Genomic DNA, 17,628 nt, shown 5'->3' on the forward strand with positions numbered 1-17,628 from the left:
GGATCAGTTATGACCCACCCGGCGCCCTCTGATAGGCCATAACTGACCCCGCGTTGCTAAGCGGGAGCCGCCAGGGCGAAGCCGCCCGGCAGGAGCGTGGGGAGGCCATCCGGGTAGACCTTGGCGGAGATCGCCTGCCCCACCACCTTGGCCTGGCGCAGGACCTCCTTGGGCGTGGGGGTAATGAGTTCGCCGACCCCCACGAGGTACATCCCGAGGGCATGCATCGCCGCCATGAGGTTCTGTCCGGCCGCCATGCCGAGTTGCGAGAGCATGCGGCGCAGCTGGCTGTGGGCGCAGCGGGTCAGGACGAGGTGGTCGGCCAGGAGGACACCGCCGGGGGTCTGGACTGCCCACTGTTCGGTGGGGGCCCCGTCGGCCCCGGCCTCAAGGTGGTCCAGCTGCAGGGCCCGGATGTTGTTCCGCACATCGAGCTTGTGGCTTGCCGCGTAATTGCGCAGGTGCCGCAGGATTTCGTTGCGCTCCTTCAGGCTCGCGGCATCCGCCGCGTCGCAGCGCTGGAGCGAGGAGGTGTTGGCCGGATGGCCGGACCCCAGAAGGTCCAGCCCGTCCACAATGATGGACGCGACGCCGCGGCGCTGGAGCTCGCTGGCCACAGCCAGCCCGGACAGACCCGTCCCGATGACTACGGCCGTAGTCCGCTCAATCCCGCCGTACAAAGGCATGCTCGACACTGCAGGGTTCCTCCTCGAAATGGTGCCAGTCGCGGGGTGAAACCCCGGACGCTGACCGAAACCTGGTTCCGGCCGCAGCAACCCCAGTAGCTGCGTTCTGTAATGCCGGTCTCGGTTCAGCAACGCCTCGAAGGATACCCAAGATTCGCGCCGATGGATAGGGGAGGTAGGACATTGGCCGAAGTCCCGGATTTTCGCGGATTCCGGGCTGGCCGTCGTGGGGATCCGGCCCCGAATGCCCGGGAAACCGGGCCGGGAAACAGCGTGTTAACTCTGCGTAAATCCTTCGGCCGAGGGCCGCCGGACCCGCCCGGACGGCCGTCTTGTGTGTTCGAAATTAAGGGGGAATAGTGAGGAAAATCAGGGGTTCCTGGGCGCAGATTCGGGGCCGCCTCGCCGGTGAACGCCGGGCGCCGGTACTTCTGGCAGAATAGCCGCAACATCAGGCAAGAATCGCGAGGAGGCGGACCCTATGGGCCGTGAACAGGTGCATCCGGACCCGGCAGGGGAGACCGGCGGCGAGCAGGCGCCTCCGCATGGCATCGTGGTGGGCGTGGATGGCTCGGACCACAGCCACTGTGCCCTCGTGTGGGCAGCCCGCGAGGCCGAGCGCCGTCGCCGCCCGCTGCACATCGTGACCGCCTATTCGGTTCCGATTTTTGCCGCATCCGGGCTCGACGGCGGCTACGCCACCGTGGACGACTCCGTGATCCGCGAAGGCGCCGAAGCCATCCTCAAGCACGCCCTGGACAAGGTGGCCGGCTACAACATCGACGTCGACGCGTCCGTGGAGAACGGCGATGCCTCCGGCGTACTGCTGGACATCAGCGAAACGGCAGAACTTCTGGTGTTCGGAACCCGCGGCCGCGGCGGCTTTGTTGGCCGGCTGCTCGGCTCTGTCAGCAGCGCTCTGCCCGCCCACGCCAAGTGCCCTACCGTCACCGTGCCGCTGATCTGCGCGGACCGCCTGGGTGAAATCACTGACGACAAGCACGTCCTGGCCGAACGGGCGAAGTCAGGCCACCAGCCTGTCGAGAACGTCGTGGTGGCCGGCGTCGACGGCTCCGACCAGGCCCGCATCGCGGTGCTGGAGGCCGCAGCCCAGGCCGAACGGCTCTCCGCCCGGCTGCGGCTGGTGTGCGCCGTGCCGCAGTACACCGGCTCACTGGCCTGGGTGCCCACCCCGATGGATCGCGATGCCTTGTTCGCGGACATCAAGGTCCAGCTTGACGCCGGCGTGGCCTGGGTGCGGAGCCACTTCCCCGGCCTGGAGGTCGAGACCCAGCTCGTGGACGGTTCTCCCGTCGACATTCTCGTGGGCGCCAGCCGGCACGTGGAACTGGTGGTGCTCGGCACCCGCGGCCGCGGCGGCTTCGCCGGAATGCTGCTGGGCTCCACAACCGACGGCGTCCTCCACCACGCCAAGGGACCGGTCATGGTGGTGCCGGACCGCGACGACCCCCGGCTGGCGGACAGAGCCAGCTTCGGCCCGATGCTCGGCGACTCCTAACCGCCTGAGGCTACGGGCTCGACGCCGGAAGGACGGTCCGCACATGGAACACCCCCGGAGGCCGGACCCGTCCGAAGACGCGGTCATGGCCCAGGACGCGCCGGTCCTGGCCTTGGAACGCCTTGGCCAGGACATGCTGGCCGAGGCCGGCGGCAAGGCAGCCAACCTGGGCGAGCTGGCCCGGGCAGGCCTGCCCGTTCCCGCCGGCTTCTGTCTGACAACCCGGGCCTATCTGGACGCCACGGCCTCCGCGGCGCTGGCGGACGTGCACCATGCCATCGCCGCAACCGCCCCCGATGACCTGGCCGGACTGGCGTTGCTCGCCGCAAAGGCCCGGGCACTAGTGCTCGACGCCGCCGTCCCGGCCGGCATCGATGCCGCCGTGCGGGCCGCCTATGCGGCGCTGGGCGACGATACGGCGGTCGCGGTGCGGTCCTCCGCGACCGCCGAGGACCTGCCCTTTGCCAGTTTCGCCGGCCAGCAGGACACGTTCCTGAATGTGGTCGGCGCGGATGCCGTGCTGTCCGCCGTCCGGCAGTGCTGGGCCTCGCTGTGGACCGACCGCGCGGTGACGTACCGGGCGGTGCAGGGAATCAGCCCGTCCGCTGTGTCTCTCGCGGTGGTGGTCCAGCGCATGGTGGACGCGGCCGTGGCGGGGGTGCTCTTCTCGGCCAACCCGGTCACCGGGCGACGGCACGAAGCGGTCATCGACGCCAGCCCGGGGCTGGGGGAGGCCGTGGTGTCCGGGGCCGTCAACCCGGACCACTTCGTGATCGACGGTGCCACGGGAACGATCCTGGAGCGGCGGATCGGGGACAAAGGACTGCTCATCCGGCCCCTCCCCGGCGGCGGAACCGAGCGGGTGGTCCAGCCGGGAGCCGGGTCCGGGCCAAGCCTGAACGATGCCCAGCTGGCCGCGCTGGAACTCCTGGGCCGCCGTGCGGAGGTGCATTTCGGCTCGCCGCAGGACCTCGAATGGGCCATCGGCCGCGACGGTGCTGTGTGGCTAACCCAGTCCAGGCCCATCACCACGCTCTATCCGATGCCGGACAAGCCGCCGACCGGGCCGGGGCCGCGCGTCTATCTGTGCTTTAGCCTGGCCCAGGGCCTGACCCGGCCGCTGACGCCGATGGGCCTCGCCGGCATCCGGCTGATTGCATCCTCCGTGGCGGAGGCGGCGCATTTCCCGGTGCCGGTGCCCCGGGACGGGCCCTCGCCCTACGCGGAGGCCGGACAACGCATCTTCTTCGACCTCACTCCCGTGGTCCGGAGCAAGGCCGGGCGCGCGTTCGTCCCCCGGGTCTTCGACATCATGGAGGCGCGGTCGGCGGTTGTGCTGCGCCAGCTCTTCGCCGATCCCAGGTTCTCCGTCGTCACCAGCTCGCCGTGGCGGCTCCTGCGCCGCGTCGCCCCGGTAGCGGCGCGGGCGAGAGTGCCGGAGACCCTGGTCCGCGGGCTGCTCCGGCCCGAGGACGCGCTGCGCCGGGCCGACCGTGTGGGCGAACAGCTCAGGGCTGCCCTCACAGTGCCCGCCGCCGCCACGGCTGCGCAGCGACTGGACCACGTTGAGCGGATCCTCGGCCGAAGCGTCTTTCCGGTGGTTCCCGCCCTCATGCCTCTGCCCGCGCTCGGGTTCGCGCTGCTGGCCGCGGCCGGGAAACTCGCGGGAAGCCCGGGGAACGGGGCACTGCAGGACGTCCTGCGGGGCCTGCCCAACAATGTGACCACCGAAATGGACCTCGACCTGTGGGCGCTGGCTGCCGCCATTCGGAAGGACCCCGCAGCGGCGGAGGTGTTCGGCTGGACCGCACTGCCCGAGCTGGCACGGCGCTACCGGACAGGGGAGCTTCCCGGCGTCGTGCAGTCCGGGCTCTCCGGCTTCCTGAGCCGGTACGGCCACCGGGCCGTGGCGGAAATCGACCTCGGCATGCCCCGCTGGTCTGACGACCCGACCCACATCCTCGGCGTCCTGGCCAACTATCTGCGCGTGGACGACCCGGCCCTCGCCCCGGACCGGCAATTCGAGAAGGCGGCGGGGGAGGCGGACGCGCAGGTGGAGCGGCTTGTGGCTGCGGCGAAGCAGCGCAGCCGCTTGCGTGGAGCGCTTGTCCGGGCCGCGCTGAGACGGACCCGGATGTTCGCCGGGTTGCGTGAACTGCCCAAGTACCACCTCGTGGAGGCGCTCGGCGCTGTCCGGCAGCAACTCGCGGCGGTGGGGGCCGAACTCGCCGCAGCGGGGACCATCGACGCGGCGGACGATATCTTCTTCCTCGACCTGGGCGAGGCGCACGCGGGCCTGGGCGGCGCCGCGCTGCGCGGGATCGTGCAGCAGCGCCGGGAGGCGTACGTGGCCGAATTGGGCCGGCGGCACATTCCGCGCGTGCTGCTTTCCGATGGCACCGAGCCCGAAGCCGTGCAGTCCGACGCCGGCGGCCGGGCTACCGGGGACGCGGACCGATCGGCGGGGGTGCTCTCCGGGACGCCTGCCTCGGCCGGGACCGTCAGCGCCCGGGCCCGCGTAATCTTGGACCCGCAGGGCGCGCATCTGGAACCGGGCGAGATCCTCGTGGCGCCGTCCACGGATCCCGGCTGGACGCCGCTGTTCCTGACGGCCGGCGGCCTCGTGATGGAAATGGGCGGCCCCAACTCCCACGGCGCTGTCGTCGCGCGGGAATACGGCATCCCCGCGGTGGTGGGCGTACCCGACGCGACATCTCGGATCGCCACGGGCGACGACATCACGGTCGACGGCGCCGCCGGCACCGTAACGCCGTCACAGTAGCGCTGCTCGCTACAGTGGGGCCATGAGCGAAGCACGCGGTTCGGAGGGCCAGCATCCCGGGGCAAGCGGGATGCCCGGCACGGGCGCCCCGGTAGCCGAAACCCCGGCGCCGGAAGCCCCTGCGCCCGAAACCCCCGGGCCGGAGGCGCGCGCCCCGGAAGCTCCCGGCCGGCTCCGGTCCCTGGACGGCGATGCATGGCTGCCGGCGTGGCTCGTGGAGCATCCGCTGACGGCCGGCTGGGCGTGGGCCGGGTTCTGGGCGGCCCTGATTGTGGCCGACGAGTTCCTGGACCTGGCCGGCTGGTCTTGGTATGTGCTGGTGGGCATGGCCGCGCTGCCGACCCTGCTGGCCAGCATCGCGTTGCTGCACGCGACCCCGCGCCGGTACCTGAAGCCGCGCCGGGACTCCGTGCTGGGCCACTTCTTTGTCCGCTTCCTCGCCTTGATTGCCGCGTTCCTCGTGTGGGGCGTGTCCGTGGTCATGAGCGCCTCGATCTCAACGACCCTTCAGTCGCTCGTCGGCGCGTCCGAACGCGAGGTCACCGCGGTGGGCTTCAACCTCCTGCTGGCCGCGATCCCGCTGGTGGTCTCGGTACTGTGGCTGGCCTTCATCATCCGCTGTGCCTGGTTCCTGCGGCGGCTCCGGGGCTGGAAACAAGCCCCGGGATCCGGCACCGTGCCCAAGAAGTTCCTTCGCGACAGGCCGCGGCTGAAGCGGGTGGTGGTGGGCCTCGCCCATCCCGGGCTGCTGCTCGTGGCCGGCCTTGGCACCTCGGTGCTCGCGTTCCTGCTCGGCGCCGTCGAGCTGACCATCAACGTGCTGAAGTAGGACACCGCGCGGCCGGGGCCAGGCGTACTGTTGATGTATGAGCTGCACTGCTGGAGCACGCGTTCTTCAGACGCGGAATTGTGAATCACTTCTTTTTGGGGCGCGGTCACGATGACCCGCAAGTGGCTGCGGTGGCTGCCCGCCGTTGCCGTTCCCGCCGTCATCGCCGCCGGTGCGCTGGCCGGATCCCTGCCCGCCAGCGCCGGGGACCCGCTGCCGCCCAAGACGCCCGAACAGGTGCTGCAGCTGATCGCCCAGCACAGCGAGCCCGCCCTCTCCGGAACCCTGGAACAGTCCTCGGAGCTGGGCCTTCCCGAACTCCCCAAGACCGGCCCCGGCACGGATTCTTCAAGCACCGCCTGGCTCGAACTGCTGACCGGTCCGCACACCGCGCGCGTCTATCGCGACGGCCCGGACCACGCCCGCATCCAGGTGATGGACCAGCTGGCCGAACGGAACGCCGTCCGCAACGGCAACGACGTGTGGTTCTACAACTCCAAGGACAACACGGCCTCCCACGTCCAGCTCCCGGCCGACGCCGGCCGCGCCCACAACAGCGGCAAGGACGCCACGGCCACCCCGGACCAGCTCGCCGCAATGTTCTTGGCCAAGATCGACCCCAGTACTGACGTCACGGTGGGCGCCGACGTCCAGGTGGCCGGCCGGCCCGCATACAACCTGGTGCTCACGCCGAAGTCCGACGCGACCCTGGTCTCGTCCATCGCAGTTGCCGTGGACGGCCAGACCGGCCTGCCGCTGGGCGTTGAGGTCAAAGCCCGCGGACAGGCGGATCCCGCCTTCCGCGTGGCCTACACGAGCCTGACCCTTGCGGCCCCCGACGCGTCCGTCTTCGCGTTCAGCCCGCCGCCGGGCGCCACGGTCAAGGAGATCCCGGTCCCGGAACACAAGCACGGCACTGACTCCGAAAAGGGGACGCCCCCGGCCAAGGACAGCGCACGCAAGCCGGCCGTCACCGGGTCCGGCTGGGACGCGGTGGTTGAGTTCCCGGCGGGAACGCAGAAGCCGACGTCGGACGCGGCGGCACCGCTCCAACAGCTCACCGTCCCGGTCCGGGGCGGCCGGCTCCTGTCCACCGCGCTGGTGAACGTCCTGATGCTCGACGACGGGCGGATCTTTGCCGGCTCGGTGCCTGTGGAGCGGCTCCAGGCCGCTGCCGCGCAGAAGTGAATACCGGCCCGGTTTCCGGGGACCTGCCGGTGACGGCCGCGTGAGCGCCGCCGGGCCGGCGGCCGAGCTGCGAACCGAGCTGAGCATTGAGACCAGGGGTCTGACCAAGCGGTTCGGCCATCAACTGGCAGTCGACGATGTCGATCTCGCCGTGCCGAAAGGCGCCGTCTTCGGCTTCCTGGGCCCCAACGGCTCGGGGAAGACCACCACCATCAGGCTCCTGCTGGGCTTGGCCTCGGCCACCGGCGGCTCCATGCGCGTCCTGGGCGAGGAGATGCCCGGGAAACTCAATGGCGTGCTGCCCCGGGTCGGAGCACTTGTCGAGGGGCCGGCCTTCTACCCCTTCCTCTCCGGCTCCGCCAACCTGCACCGCATGGACGCCGCGGATCCCTACGGTCAGGCCGCCACGCGGCGGGCCCGGGTCCAGTCGGCCCTGGACCGGGTGGGCCTGACGCACGCCGCGGACAAGAAGGTCCGCGCCTATTCACTGGGCATGAAGCAGCGGCTGGGGATCGCCAACGCCCTGCTGGCGCCGCGGGACCTTCTGGTGCTGGACGAACCCACCAACGGACTGGATCCCCAGGGCACCCGGGAAGTGCGCAGCCTGGTGCGTTCGCTCGCGGCCGACGGCGCCACGGTGTTCGTCTCCAGCCACCTGCTCGCCGAAGTGGAACAGATCTGCACACATGCGGCCATCATGAGCGCGGGCCGCCTAGTGGCGCAGGGAACCCTGGCGGAGCTGCGCCGGGCGGGACAGGCGCGGATCCGCGTGCTGACGCCGGACCCCGGCACCGCGGCGCAGGTGCTGGCCGGCCTGGGTCTGGCTGCCACGGTGAGTCCCGACGGCGCCGCGTCCGCGGGGCCCGACGCGGTCCTTTTCGCGCCGCTGCCTGCACCGGCGGCAGCGCCGGCCCCGGCGGCCCGGGAGACGGCAGGGGCCGTGGACGCGGGGCAGCAAGCCGTGGAACCCGAAGCCGTGGTGGCCGCCCTGGTGGCAGCGGGGGTCCGGGTCCGCGGCTTCGCGACCGAACAGGTCAGCCTGGAGGACCGATTCGTGGCGTTGACGGGGGAGGGGTTCGACGTTGTCCAGTAACGGCTCATCCGCGGGCGGCCCGTCGGGGGCCCCATCAGGCAGCCCGGCCGGCAGCCCCAGCAGAGCGGCCGGTGACGCCGCCACCGACGTTACGGCGGCGAGCCTGCCGGGCCGACGCCGGTCCGTGACCGGCGGCCTGCTGGCCTCTGAACTCGGCTTGCTGTTCCGCCGCCGCAGGACGTGGGCCATGCTGTGCGCGCTGGCGGCCATCCCCATCCTGATTGCCGTGGCAGTGCGGGTCTCCTCGGCCGTGCCGGCCGGCCGGGGGCCCGCCTTCCTGGACAGGATCACCCAGAACGGCCTATTCGTAGGCGTCACGGCGATGGTGGTCTCCGTTCCGCTGTTCCTGCCGCTGACTGTCGGCGTGGTGGCCGGAGACACGATCGCCGGCGAGGCCGGGCAGGGAACCCTCAGGTATCTGCTGGTGGCTCCGGCCGGGCGGGTCCGCCTGTTGCTCATCAAATATGCCGGGGCGGCACTGTTCGTGGTCGTTGCCCCGCTCGTCGTGGCACTGGTCGGAGCAGGCATCGGCGCGGCGCTCTTCCCCGTGGGACCCGTGACCCTGCTCTCCGGCGACACGATCGGTACCGGCGAGGCCATGGTCCGGCTGCTGCTGATCGCCGCCTATCTGGCGGTTTCGCTGCTGGGCTTGTCCGCGATCGGATTGTTCATCTCCACCCTGACGGACGTTCCCGTCGGGGCCATGGCGGCTACCGTGGTGCTCTCGGTCGTTGCGCAGGTCCTGGACGCGCTGCCGCAACTTGAGTGGTTGCATCCCTGGTTGTTCAGCCACTACTGGCTGGACTTTGGCGATCTCCTCCGCCAGCCGCTCTCCTGGGACTCCTTCGCCGCCAACGCCGTCCTGCAGGCCGGCTACGTCGCCGTATTCGGTGCGCTGGCCTACGGCCGGTTCATCACCAAGGACGTGCTCTCCTAGCTCCGGGACCAGGCCCTCGCGTCTCAAAACCCGGCGCCCAGGGGCGTGGCCCCACGAGCGGGACCAACCGAAGGGCCCGGCTAGCGGGACCTAGTAGCGGCTCTCAGTAGCGGGCCGCGTAGCCATAGAGCTGCATCCCGGACATGGCGGCCACATCGGTGACGGTGATGCCGGCGTCGGGATTGAGGGCCTGGACCACGCGGCCGCCGCCGAGGTAGATGGCCACATGGTAGAACCCCGGAGGTGAACCCCAGACGAGCAAGTCGCCGGGACGGGCCTGGGAGAGCGGTACGTGGACAGGGGCCTGCGCGAACTGCTGGGAGGCCGTGCGCGGCAGATACTTGCCGGCCGCGGCGAATGCATTCTGCACCAGGCCCGAGCAGTCAAACCCGTAGGCACCGGTTCCGCCGTACTGGTAGAAGTACGGCGATCCGGTCTTGCCAAGCGCCACCGAAATGGCCGTCTGGTTTGACCCGCCGGCAATCGGCGCGGGAACCGGGACCGGCGCCGGGACGGGCACAGGATCCGGAACGGGTACCGGTGCCGGTGCCTGAACGGGCTCCGGAGCAGGAACAGGAGCAGGAGCGGGCTCCGGGGCGGCAGCGGGCGGCACCTCGACCGGGGCTGGGGCCGGCGCGGCTGGCTGCGGGGCGGCCGAACCGCCTCCTCCCGGTGATGCCGGGGCCGGCTGGGAACCTGAAGCAGGCTGGGAGCCGGTGCCCGGCTGCGGGGCGGAGCCGGCAGCGGCGGTCAGGGCCGCCAGCCGTTCCTGCTGGCGCTGCCGGTCGAGGGCGTCCACCCGGGCCGACTCCAGCGCCGCGGTGGTGTTCCTGAGGCTTGCCAGCTGGTCCACCAGGGCGGACCGCTGGGCTTTGGCATCTGCCACGGCCTGGCGCTGGGCAGCCGTCGCGCGGTCGGCGTCGGTCTTGCGGGCTTCCGCCGTCGTGGCCGCCTCGTCGGCGGCGCGGTTGGCATCTGCCGCGGCCTCCGTCAACGACTGCGCGGCGGCGGCCGCGGTTTCCGCGGACTGGAAGGCCCGGGCGCGTCCGGCCGTCACGGCCTCCAGGGTGGCGGCATCTTCGAGCGCCTGCCCGGTGCCGCTGACAAAGCTGCTAAGGGCCGGATTCAGGCCGCCGTTGCGGTACAGATCGCCGGCCAGCTGGCCGACCTGCTTGCGGGCCTTGGCCTGTTCGGCCTCGGCGGCGGCAGCCCTGGCTGCTGCGACAGTTGCCGCGTCACGCCGGGTGGCGAGCTCCACGAGGGCCTCGCCGTAGGCGTTGTTCGCTTGCAGGGATGCGCCGAGGCTGGCTTCCTGGGCGGCCGAGGCATCGGCCAGGAGCCCGTCGATCCTGGTGACCTCCGCCGCCGTCGCGCTTTCACTGGACTTGGCGGCGGCAATCTCTTCCGGCGAGGGGATCTCCGGCGACGCCGGAACCCGGCCGGCGGCCGGCAGGGATCCGCGTGCCTGCGCAAGAGTCAGTGCAGAGGCCTGCGCCGGGAGCGCGAGCGTTCCAAGGAGGACGACGGCGGTGCACAGCACAGCCGTCTTGCGACCGGATCCGGTCCAGCTCATGGGCAAACCTCGCTGAAGTCTCAGGCTGGAATGAGCGAGGTTGGATTTGGCACGTGAAGAAGCCCCTCTGCGGATCACCCAGCAGGCATGAGGCTACGTGCCAAAGACCACTTTGGCAACACGAGTCACACCAACAACATAAACAACATTGGTGTCATTTAGCCACGTTTGCGCGGGGTGTGTCCGGCCGGGGACAGGTTATCGGCGGCGCGTCAGTCGGGCCCGGGGCAGCGCAGGGAGGAACGCATGCAGCAAACGGCGCCCGGGGCGGCGGCCGGACCAGCGGCCTGAACGCCAGCGGCCTGCCCCGGGTTAACGCGCTCCCGTCGCTTAGGCGTGCTGGTGCGCTTCGTGCTCCGAGTGGGTGGCGGGTTCCAGCTGGAAGGTGCAGTGTTCCGTGTCGAAGTGGGAGCCCAGGCAGGCGGTGAGCTTGTCCAAGACCCGGTCGGCGCCACGGGCGCCGAGCGCGGCGTCCTCCACCACCACGTGCGCGGAGAACACGGGGACGCCCGAGGTGATGGTCCAGATGTGGATGTCGTGGACGGAGACCACGCCGTCCACCGCGAGGATGTGCTCGCGGATCATCTGGACGTCCACGCCCTTGGGGGTGGCCTCAAGGAGTACGTCCACAACGTCGCGCAGCAGGTGCCAGGCCCGCGGCAGGATCATGAGGGCAATGAGGATCGAGGCAATGGTGTCTGCCGCCTGGAATCCGGTGATCATGATGACCAGCGCTGCCGCGATGACGGCAAAGGATCCCAGCAGATCGCCCAGGACCTCCAGGTAGGCGCCGCGGACGTTGAGGCTTTCCTTCTGGGCGCCGCGCAGGATCAGCAGGGAGACCAGGTTGGCGACGGCGCCGAGGATCGCAGCGGACAGCATGACGTCGGTGTGGACCTCCGGGGCCGAGCCGAGCCGGCGGATCGCTTCCGTGAAGATCACCACCGAGATGACGATCAGGACCAGGGCGTTTGCCAGTGCGGCCAAGACCTCGGCGCGCTGGTATCCGTAAGTGCGAAGGTCGCTGGCGGGCCGGGTGGCGATCCATGCGGCCAGCAGGGCGATGAAGACGCCGGCGGCGTCGGAGAGCATGTGGCCGGCGTCAGCGAGCAGCGCCAGGGAGCCCGAGATGACGGCGCCAATGGTTTGCACGAGCACCACAGCGAGCGTGATGGCCAGGACGGCGATCAGGCGCTTCCGATGTTTCCCGGTCGCGGTGATGCCGTGCGAGTGGCTGTGGTCGTGTCCCATGCCTCTAAGGCTAGCCCCAGCCGAGCTCGTGCAGGCGTTCGTCGCTGATGCCGAAGTGGTGCGCGATCTCATGCACGACGGTCACGGTGACTTCCTCGATCACGTCCTCGCGGGATGCGCAGATCTCCAGGATGGGCTGGCGGTAGATCGTGATCCGGTCCGGCAGTGAGCCTGCGTCCCACCAGGAGTCCCGCTCGGTCAGGGGAACCCCCTCGTAGAGGCCCAGCAGCACGGTGTCCGGGTCCTCGCCGGGCTGCGGGGTGTAGTCGTCCTCGATGAAGATCGCGACATTGCTCATGGTATGTGCCAGTTCGGGCGGGATCCGGTCCAGGGCGTCGCTCACGGCGGCCTCGAAGTCGTCCTCGGACATCGGGAACGGGCCGCCTTCCGGACCGTCACCGTCGTCCCCGCCGTTTGGAATGATCGGCAGGCCGGGCGGCAGGGACGGGGTCATGGGGAAACTCTAGCGGGACCGGCGCCGCGTCAGCCCCACGCCCACGAGGCAGATCACGCCGCCCACCAGGCCCCAGATGGTCGGAATCTCGCCCAGTACCAGCCAGGAGATCAGGATCGTGGTGCCCGGGACCAGATAAGTGGTGGCGGCGAGGCGTCCGGCGTCAATCAGGGACAGCGCGTAGGCCCAGGTGGTGAAGGCGATCGCGGTGGGGAAGATGCCCAGGTACACCAGTCCCAGCGTGGCCGGCAGGGAAGCGGCCTGCAGTTCACTGATCAGCTGGCCGCTGAAGGGCAGGCAGCAGATGGCGCCGACCATAATGCCGAACCACGTGGCCTGGGCGGCCGGGAACTTCCGGAGCACCGGTTTTTGCACGATCACGCTTACTGCGGCCAGCGCGGCCGCGAGCAGGCAGAGCAGCACGCCGGCCACGTCCGCCGTCGACCGCTGGCCGGAACCGAGGGCGATCACGGCCACGCCGCCGAAAGCGATCAGGCTGCCGATGATCAGCCAGCGCGGGAAGCCCTCTTTCAGGATCACACCGGCCATCACGGCGACCAGGATGGGGTTGACGTTGATCAGCAGGGCGGCCGTGCCGGCGTCGAGCATGTGCTCGGCGGCGTTGAGCGCCACGTTGTAGCCTCCGAACCACATGACGCCGTAGGCCAGGATGGGCCACCATTCGCGGCCCCGGGGCAGTCCCCTGAGCTTCGGCACCACCAGGAGGCCCAGTACGACGGCGGCGACGGCCAGCCGCCCGAGCGTCAGGGGGCCGGGGGAGAAGCTCGGGCCCACGGCCCGGATGCCCACGAAAGCGGAAGCCCACAGCACCACGGTGACGACGACGGCGGCGATGCCGAGCCTGCTGATCGGGGCTGGCTGGCCGGGGGTTCCGGGGCGGCGAGTGCCGGTCGGGCCCTTCGGCTGAACGGTGGCGGAGGTGACCGCCCGGACGGGGGCGGGGGTGACCGCCTGGTTGGGCACGTCGTGCGTGCCGGCCGGCTGGGTGTGGTCCGGACTGGGAGAGCCTGTTTCGGCGGTTGTTGCCATGCTGCAAATCTAGCCTCTCGCCCCCGGCCTCAGCTGGCGGAAATCGGTCACGTCTAGACGGTTTTCCGCCAAACTTCTGCCACAGTGCCGCCAAGGTACATGGCCTGGGACGGCAGGCGGCTTCAGCGGAGGACGCGAGCCGCCGCCTGGACCGCGCCCGCGACCTCCGTCAGCGCCGCCGAGCCGCGCCGCCATTGCTGCCAGTAGAGGGCGACGTCCACATGCGCGCCGTGAGTGAGCGCCTCGAGTGTTCCGTTCCGGAGGTCTTCGCCGATTTCGATCTCCGGCATCATCCCCCAGCCCATGCCCCAACGGATGGCATCGCCAAACTCCTGGGCGGCCGGTACGTAGTGCCGTGGTGCCTGGGGCGGTGTGCGGCTGAACCGGCGCAGCCAGCGGTCCTGCAGATCATCTTTGCGGTCGTAAACCAGGACGGGGGCCGTGGCAAGGGCCGCCGCGCTCACGCCGGAATCGAACCAGCGGCGGCTGAAGTCCGGCGCGCATACGGGCAGGTAGCGCATGATGCCGAGCTTGCGGGACGAGCACCCGGGCACGGGCGTCGCCGTGGCCGTGATCGCGGCAGCCGCGGCGCCGGCGCGCAGGAGGTCCAGCGAGTGCTCCTGGTCCTCGCGCACGATCTCCAGCTGGATGTTGTCGCTGGCCGCCGCGAGACCGGCCAGCGCCCAAGTGTGCAAGGAATCGCTGTTGATCACCAGTGTCAGGCGCGTCCGCCCCGAGGGTTCCTCCGGCTGCAGCTCCTCGGCAAGGTCGGCCGACAGCAGCTCAAGCTGCCTCGCGAACCGCACCACAGCCTGGCCGGACTCCGTGAGACCGGCCGGCCGGGCCCGGGTCAGGACCGGCCTGCCGACGGCCGTCTCGAGGGCGCGGATCCGCTGGCTGACGGCCGAGGGCGTCACGGACAAGTGGGCGGCCGCGGCGTCAAAACTTCCGTGAGTGACAATGGCGGCCAGCGTCCGGGCCTGTTCAGGGGAAATGTCGATCATTAGATCATCTTATGTTTGGGAAGAAACTTTAACTGGTTTCATCCGAGCCGGACACCTACCGTGGAACGGTGATCCTTCCTCTGTTCTCCGGCCTCTCCGCCGGACTGTCCCTCATCGTTGCCATCGGCGCGCAGAACGCCTTTGTCCTCCGCCAAGGCATCCAGCGCTCGCACGTCGCCATGGTCGTGGCAGTCTGCGCAGCGTCGGACCTGGTCCTGATCCTGCTGGGCGTGGCGGGCATCGGCGTCCTCCTGGACCGGGCACCCGCCGCCCTCGTGGTGATCCGCTGGGCGGGCGCAGCGTTTCTTTTCGCCTACGGGGCGCTCGCGGCCCGGCGTGCGGTCCGGGGCGAACAGATGGACCACTCCGGAGACAGGCCGGGCGGCGCCCGGGGAGCCGTACTGGGCACCTGCCTGGCCTTCACGTGGCTGAACCCGCACGTCTACCTGGACACCGTGTTGCTGCTCGGGTCCCTCGCCGCGGCCCACGGCGAGTCCGGGCGCTGGTGGTTCGCTGCCGGGGCCGGACTCGGGAGCATCGCATGGTTCACCGCACTGGGCGCGGGGGCCCGGTTCCTGGCGCCAGTGTTCCGGCGGCGGGCGGCATGGCGAGTGCTCGACGCGGGGATCGCCGTCGTGATGATCACCCTCGCGGTGCTCCTACTGAGCTGAGCCGGGCCGCGCGCGTGAGCGGGCGGGCTTTCCCGCCAGGCGTTCCAAGGCGGACGGGCGGGCCGCGCGGCCCCCCGGCGATGGCCGTTCCTGGCCGATTTTGGATAAACCGGGGGTCTGCCCTTATAGTTTTATAGTCCAGTTCGGAGGAACCCGAAAGGACAAAAACGAAAGGCTTCGGCCCTTAATTTTTGCCCAGAAGTGTTCAACCGGATGGCGTCTTGGCCCCCATCGTCTAGCGGCCTAGGACACCGCCCTTTCACGGCGGCGGCACGGGTTCGAATCCCGTTGGGGGTACGCAAGGAAGTGGTCAAACCGGATGAAAAAGTCTGGTAGGCTAAAGGCCTTGAAAAATTGCGGTAGCGATACCGCAGTGAGCAAGAAACACGCAGTACAAGCAGTAAACAAGCAAGGCCCTGTAGCGCAGTTGGTTAGCGCGCCGCCCTGTCACGGCGGAGGTCGCGGGTTCAAGTCCCGTCAGGGTCGCTCTGATTGCCAGAAGAAATTCCGGCCGTCAAGGTGACATGTCACCTAGGCTCTGTAGCTCAGTTGGTAGAGCGTTCGACTGAAAATCGAAAGGTCACCGGATCGACGCCGGTCGGAGCCACCACTGGGAAGCATCAGTTCTTTTAGAACTGGTGCTTTTCTTCTTTAACCCCACCTCACCCCAATCGATTGCTCCATAACGGCCCTTCTGGCGGGTCAAAAGGGCCGTTATGGAGCAATCGACGCATGGGGCGGCGGGATGTCGACGGCGGGAGCCTGTTTGCGGGCCGTTCAGGCGGGCGGGCTAGACTCGCACGCTGGGGAAAGAACACCAAGGCCGCCGGCAGCCCTGTCCGGGCGGGCGGCGCAATCTCAACCGAAAAGTGATTCTGCAACGTGACTTCGAAGAATATTGCCCGTCCTCTCGCCGCAACCGCCCTCCTCGCCGCCCTGGCCCGCACCGGCTGCTCGGCACCGCAGGCCGCAAGTGCGCCGTCGTCCGCCGCAGACACGGCCACTGCGCCCGCGTCCGCCACACCAAGCGCCACTGCCACGTCCGGACCCTTCGGCGGTTTCGCCAGCGCCGCCGAGGCGTGCACCAAGATTTCGGAGCAGGCCGCCGGCGCCACCCTCCTGCCGCTGTCGGCCGCCCAGGGCAAGACGGCGGAGCTGCAACAGTCCAAGGCGGAGCTGGCCGAGACCGCCGAGCGCGTTCCGGACAGCCTTAAGGCCGATTTCGCCAACCTCAAGGACGTGGCAATCGCCGGTGTCACCGACCAGACGGTGTTCTCCAGCGGAAAGCTCCAGGCCGCCATGGCGCCCGTGACCCAGTGGATCGCCACCAACTGTAAGTAGGCCCACCGGATCCGCCCTTGCCGCCGCGGTCGCCACGCACCTCCCAGTTCCGGCCCTCGCGGCGGCCGGGGGTAACCGGGCGCGGCAAGATTCCCCCGCACGGCCCAAGGCAGGGACTAGGGTTGTGTCAAAGAGAAGGGGGAGTGCTCCATGGAATACCAAGATTCTCAGCCGGTGGCGGGTCGCATGGCCGGCCGGGCGCCCGGCCCGGCGCCCAGCCAAGCGCCCAGTCAAGTAGCCAGTCCTGTAGCCAGTCCTGTGGACGGGCTGCCCGCGCTGGCGGGCACCGGACGCACGGTCATTTCCGAAGCCGCCGTCGCCAAGGTCGCTGGCATCGCCGCCCGCGCGGTACCCGGTGTCTACTCACTGGGATCCGGACCGTCGCGGGCCCTCGGTGCCATTCGCGACGCCGTCGGCAGCGCCGATCACGGCGCGGGGGTCCGCGTCGAAGTCGGCGAAACGCAGGTCGCCGTGGACATCGACCTCGTCGCGGTCTACGGCACCCCCCTGCAGGCTCTCGCCGACCAGATCCGGGCGGCCGTCTACTCCGCCGTGGAGGAACTGGTGGGGCTTGAAGTGATCGAGGTAAACATCGAGATCAACGACGTTTATGTGCCCGGTCCGGCCAAACCGGCCGTCGCCGGCGAGGTCCGGCCGGTAAGGGAGGCAATCCAGTGAATCTGACGGTTGTGGGAATCGCCATGGGCGCCTTCGTGGCCTTCATGTCCTTCCAGTTCGGAGCCTGGGGCTTCCTTGGCGCGCTCTTCTTCATGGGTATCGGCGCGCTGCTGGGCCGGGCCGCAGCGGGGAAACTGGACCTGCGCAGCGTGTTTGATGCCCTCACGGGCCGGCGTTCTTCCTCATGAGCATCACGGCTGGGGCGCCGATCCGCGGCGCCGCGGTGGCCGGGCACAACCGCATCAGCACCCAGGCCCTGACGAGCGTGGCGCGGGCGGCCGCGGGTGAGGCGCTCGGCGTACCGGCCCAGGGCGTGCGTGCCGAGTGGTCGGATGATGACGGGCTGCTGGCGCTCTCGCTGGTCACGCCGATCGGGATCCCGCCCCTCACCACGGTTCTCCGGGACCCCGCGCGCGTGGCCGGGTTCGGCGGCGCCATCTGGGACCGAGCCGTCGCCGCCAAGGCCGAAATCCTGCACCGGGTCACCGCGTTGACCGGGGCACAGCTGAGTCGGGTGGACATCCGCATCAGTGGGGCCACCGTACACGGGGGAGGGCGGGTGCGTTGAGCCA

At 69.8% G+C, this 17,628-nt stretch carries 17 protein-coding genes and 3 tRNA genes; 14 read left to right on the forward strand and 6 right to left on the reverse strand.

Features of this window, described 5'->3' with window-relative positions; all coding sequences use genetic code 11:
- Positions 1-56: 56 nt before the first annotated feature.
- Positions 57-686 (reverse strand): FAD-binding protein, encoded by a 630-nt coding sequence (locus tag C9424_RS03580; protein ID WP_116765549.1) that lies wholly within the window; start codon positions 684-686, stop codon positions 57-59.
- A gap of 481 nt (positions 687-1,167) precedes the next feature.
- On the opposite strand from C9424_RS03580, the gene C9424_RS03585 reads away from it, so the two are divergent.
- The 6 genes from C9424_RS03585 to C9424_RS03610 all read left to right on the forward strand — a co-directional run bounded on the left by C9424_RS03585 (position 1,168) and on the right by C9424_RS03610 (position 9,034).
- Positions 1,168-2,205 (forward strand): universal stress protein, encoded by a 1,038-nt coding sequence (locus C9424_RS03585; protein WP_116765550.1) that lies wholly within the window; start codon positions 1,168-1,170, stop codon positions 2,203-2,205.
- Positions 2,206-2,248: 43 nt separating this feature from the next.
- The gene (locus tag C9424_RS03590; protein ID WP_116765551.1) at positions 2,249-4,987 is read left to right on the forward strand and encodes a PEP/pyruvate-binding domain-containing protein; all 2,739 of its coding nucleotides are present in this window, start codon (positions 2,249-2,251) and stop codon (positions 4,985-4,987) included.
- A gap of 22 nt (positions 4,988-5,009) precedes the next feature.
- Complete coding sequence (locus C9424_RS03595; protein WP_116765552.1) at positions 5,010-5,816, forward strand: hypothetical protein; 807 nt, start codon at positions 5,010-5,012, stop codon at positions 5,814-5,816.
- A 111-nt stretch (positions 5,817-5,927) separates the two neighbouring features.
- Complete coding sequence (locus tag C9424_RS03600) at positions 5,928-7,004, forward strand: LolA family protein (RefSeq protein ID WP_116765553.1); 1,077 nt, start codon at positions 5,928-5,930, stop codon at positions 7,002-7,004.
- A gap of 40 nt (positions 7,005-7,044) precedes the next feature.
- On the forward strand, positions 7,045-8,097 hold the full coding sequence (locus C9424_RS03605) for an ABC transporter ATP-binding protein (protein WP_116765554.1): 1,053 nt from the start codon (positions 7,045-7,047) through the stop codon (positions 8,095-8,097).
- Positions 8,098-8,200: 103 nt separating this feature from the next.
- Entirely contained in the window at positions 8,201-9,034 is an 834-nt protein-coding gene (locus tag C9424_RS03610) for an ABC transporter permease (RefSeq protein ID WP_272914136.1), read from the forward strand.
- Between the two features lie 103 nt (positions 9,035-9,137).
- Here the strand turns inward: C9424_RS03610 and C9424_RS03615 are convergent, their stop codons facing one another.
- The 5 genes from C9424_RS03615 to C9424_RS03635 all read right to left on the reverse strand — a co-directional run bounded on the left by C9424_RS03615 (position 9,138) and on the right by C9424_RS03635 (position 14,366).
- On the reverse strand, positions 9,138-10,607 hold the full coding sequence (locus C9424_RS03615) for a C40 family peptidase (protein ID WP_116765556.1): 1,470 nt from the start codon (positions 10,605-10,607) through the stop codon (positions 9,138-9,140).
- A gap of 330 nt (positions 10,608-10,937) precedes the next feature.
- A complete protein-coding gene (locus tag C9424_RS03620; RefSeq protein ID WP_116765557.1) occupies positions 10,938-11,858 on the reverse strand; it encodes a cation diffusion facilitator family transporter in 921 nt (306 codons plus the stop codon).
- Positions 11,859-11,868: 10 nt separating this feature from the next.
- Complete coding sequence (locus tag C9424_RS03625) at positions 11,869-12,312, reverse strand: metallopeptidase family protein (RefSeq protein ID WP_116765558.1); 444 nt, start codon at positions 12,310-12,312, stop codon at positions 11,869-11,871.
- A gap of 9 nt (positions 12,313-12,321) precedes the next feature.
- On the reverse strand, positions 12,322-13,362 hold the full coding sequence (locus C9424_RS03630) for a DMT family transporter (RefSeq protein WP_116765559.1): 1,041 nt from the start codon (positions 13,360-13,362) through the stop codon (positions 12,322-12,324).
- Between the two features lie 122 nt (positions 13,363-13,484).
- Positions 13,485-14,366 (reverse strand): ArgP/LysG family DNA-binding transcriptional regulator, encoded by an 882-nt coding sequence (locus tag C9424_RS03635; protein WP_116765560.1) that lies wholly within the window; start codon positions 14,364-14,366, stop codon positions 13,485-13,487.
- 68 nt (positions 14,367-14,434) lie between these two features.
- Here C9424_RS03635 and C9424_RS03640 point away from each other — a divergent pair, with 68 nt between their 5' ends.
- From C9424_RS03640 to C9424_RS03675, 8 genes are all read left to right on the forward strand, one after another.
- Positions 14,435-15,037, forward strand: a complete 603-nt coding sequence (locus tag C9424_RS03640; protein WP_116765561.1) for a LysE/ArgO family amino acid transporter — start codon at positions 14,435-14,437, stop codon at positions 15,035-15,037.
- Between the two features lie 224 nt (positions 15,038-15,261).
- A tRNA-Glu gene (locus C9424_RS03645) sits at positions 15,262-15,334 on the forward strand.
- A gap of 115 nt (positions 15,335-15,449) precedes the next feature.
- Positions 15,450-15,523, forward strand: a tRNA-Asp gene (locus C9424_RS03650).
- Positions 15,524-15,571: 48 nt separating this feature from the next.
- Positions 15,572-15,647 (forward strand) — tRNA-Phe (locus tag C9424_RS03655).
- Positions 15,648-15,919: 272 nt separating this feature from the next.
- Positions 15,920-16,378: a hypothetical protein gene (locus C9424_RS03660; protein WP_116765562.1), complete on the forward strand. Its 459-nt coding sequence runs from the start codon at positions 15,920-15,922 to the stop codon at positions 16,376-16,378.
- Between the two features lie 150 nt (positions 16,379-16,528).
- Positions 16,529-17,056 carry an Asp23/Gls24 family envelope stress response protein gene (locus tag C9424_RS03665; protein ID WP_202615756.1) on the forward strand — a complete coding sequence of 176 codons (528 nt, stop codon included), beginning with the start codon at positions 16,529-16,531 and terminating at the stop codon, positions 17,054-17,056.
- Complete coding sequence (locus C9424_RS03670) at positions 17,053-17,244, forward strand: hypothetical protein (protein ID WP_116765564.1); 192 nt, start codon at positions 17,053-17,055, stop codon at positions 17,242-17,244. The genes C9424_RS03665 and C9424_RS03670 overlap by 4 nt, the downstream gene beginning before the upstream one ends.
- Entirely contained in the window at positions 17,241-17,624 is a 384-nt protein-coding gene (locus C9424_RS03675; RefSeq protein ID WP_116765565.1) for a hypothetical protein, read from the forward strand. The genes C9424_RS03670 and C9424_RS03675 overlap by 4 nt, the downstream gene beginning before the upstream one ends.
- Positions 17,625-17,628: the final 4 nt, after the last annotated feature.

The sequence above is a fragment of the Arthrobacter sp. H-02-3 genome (assembly GCF_003097355.1).
Classification (GTDB): domain Bacteria; phylum Actinomycetota; class Actinomycetes; order Actinomycetales; family Micrococcaceae; genus Arthrobacter; species Arthrobacter humicola.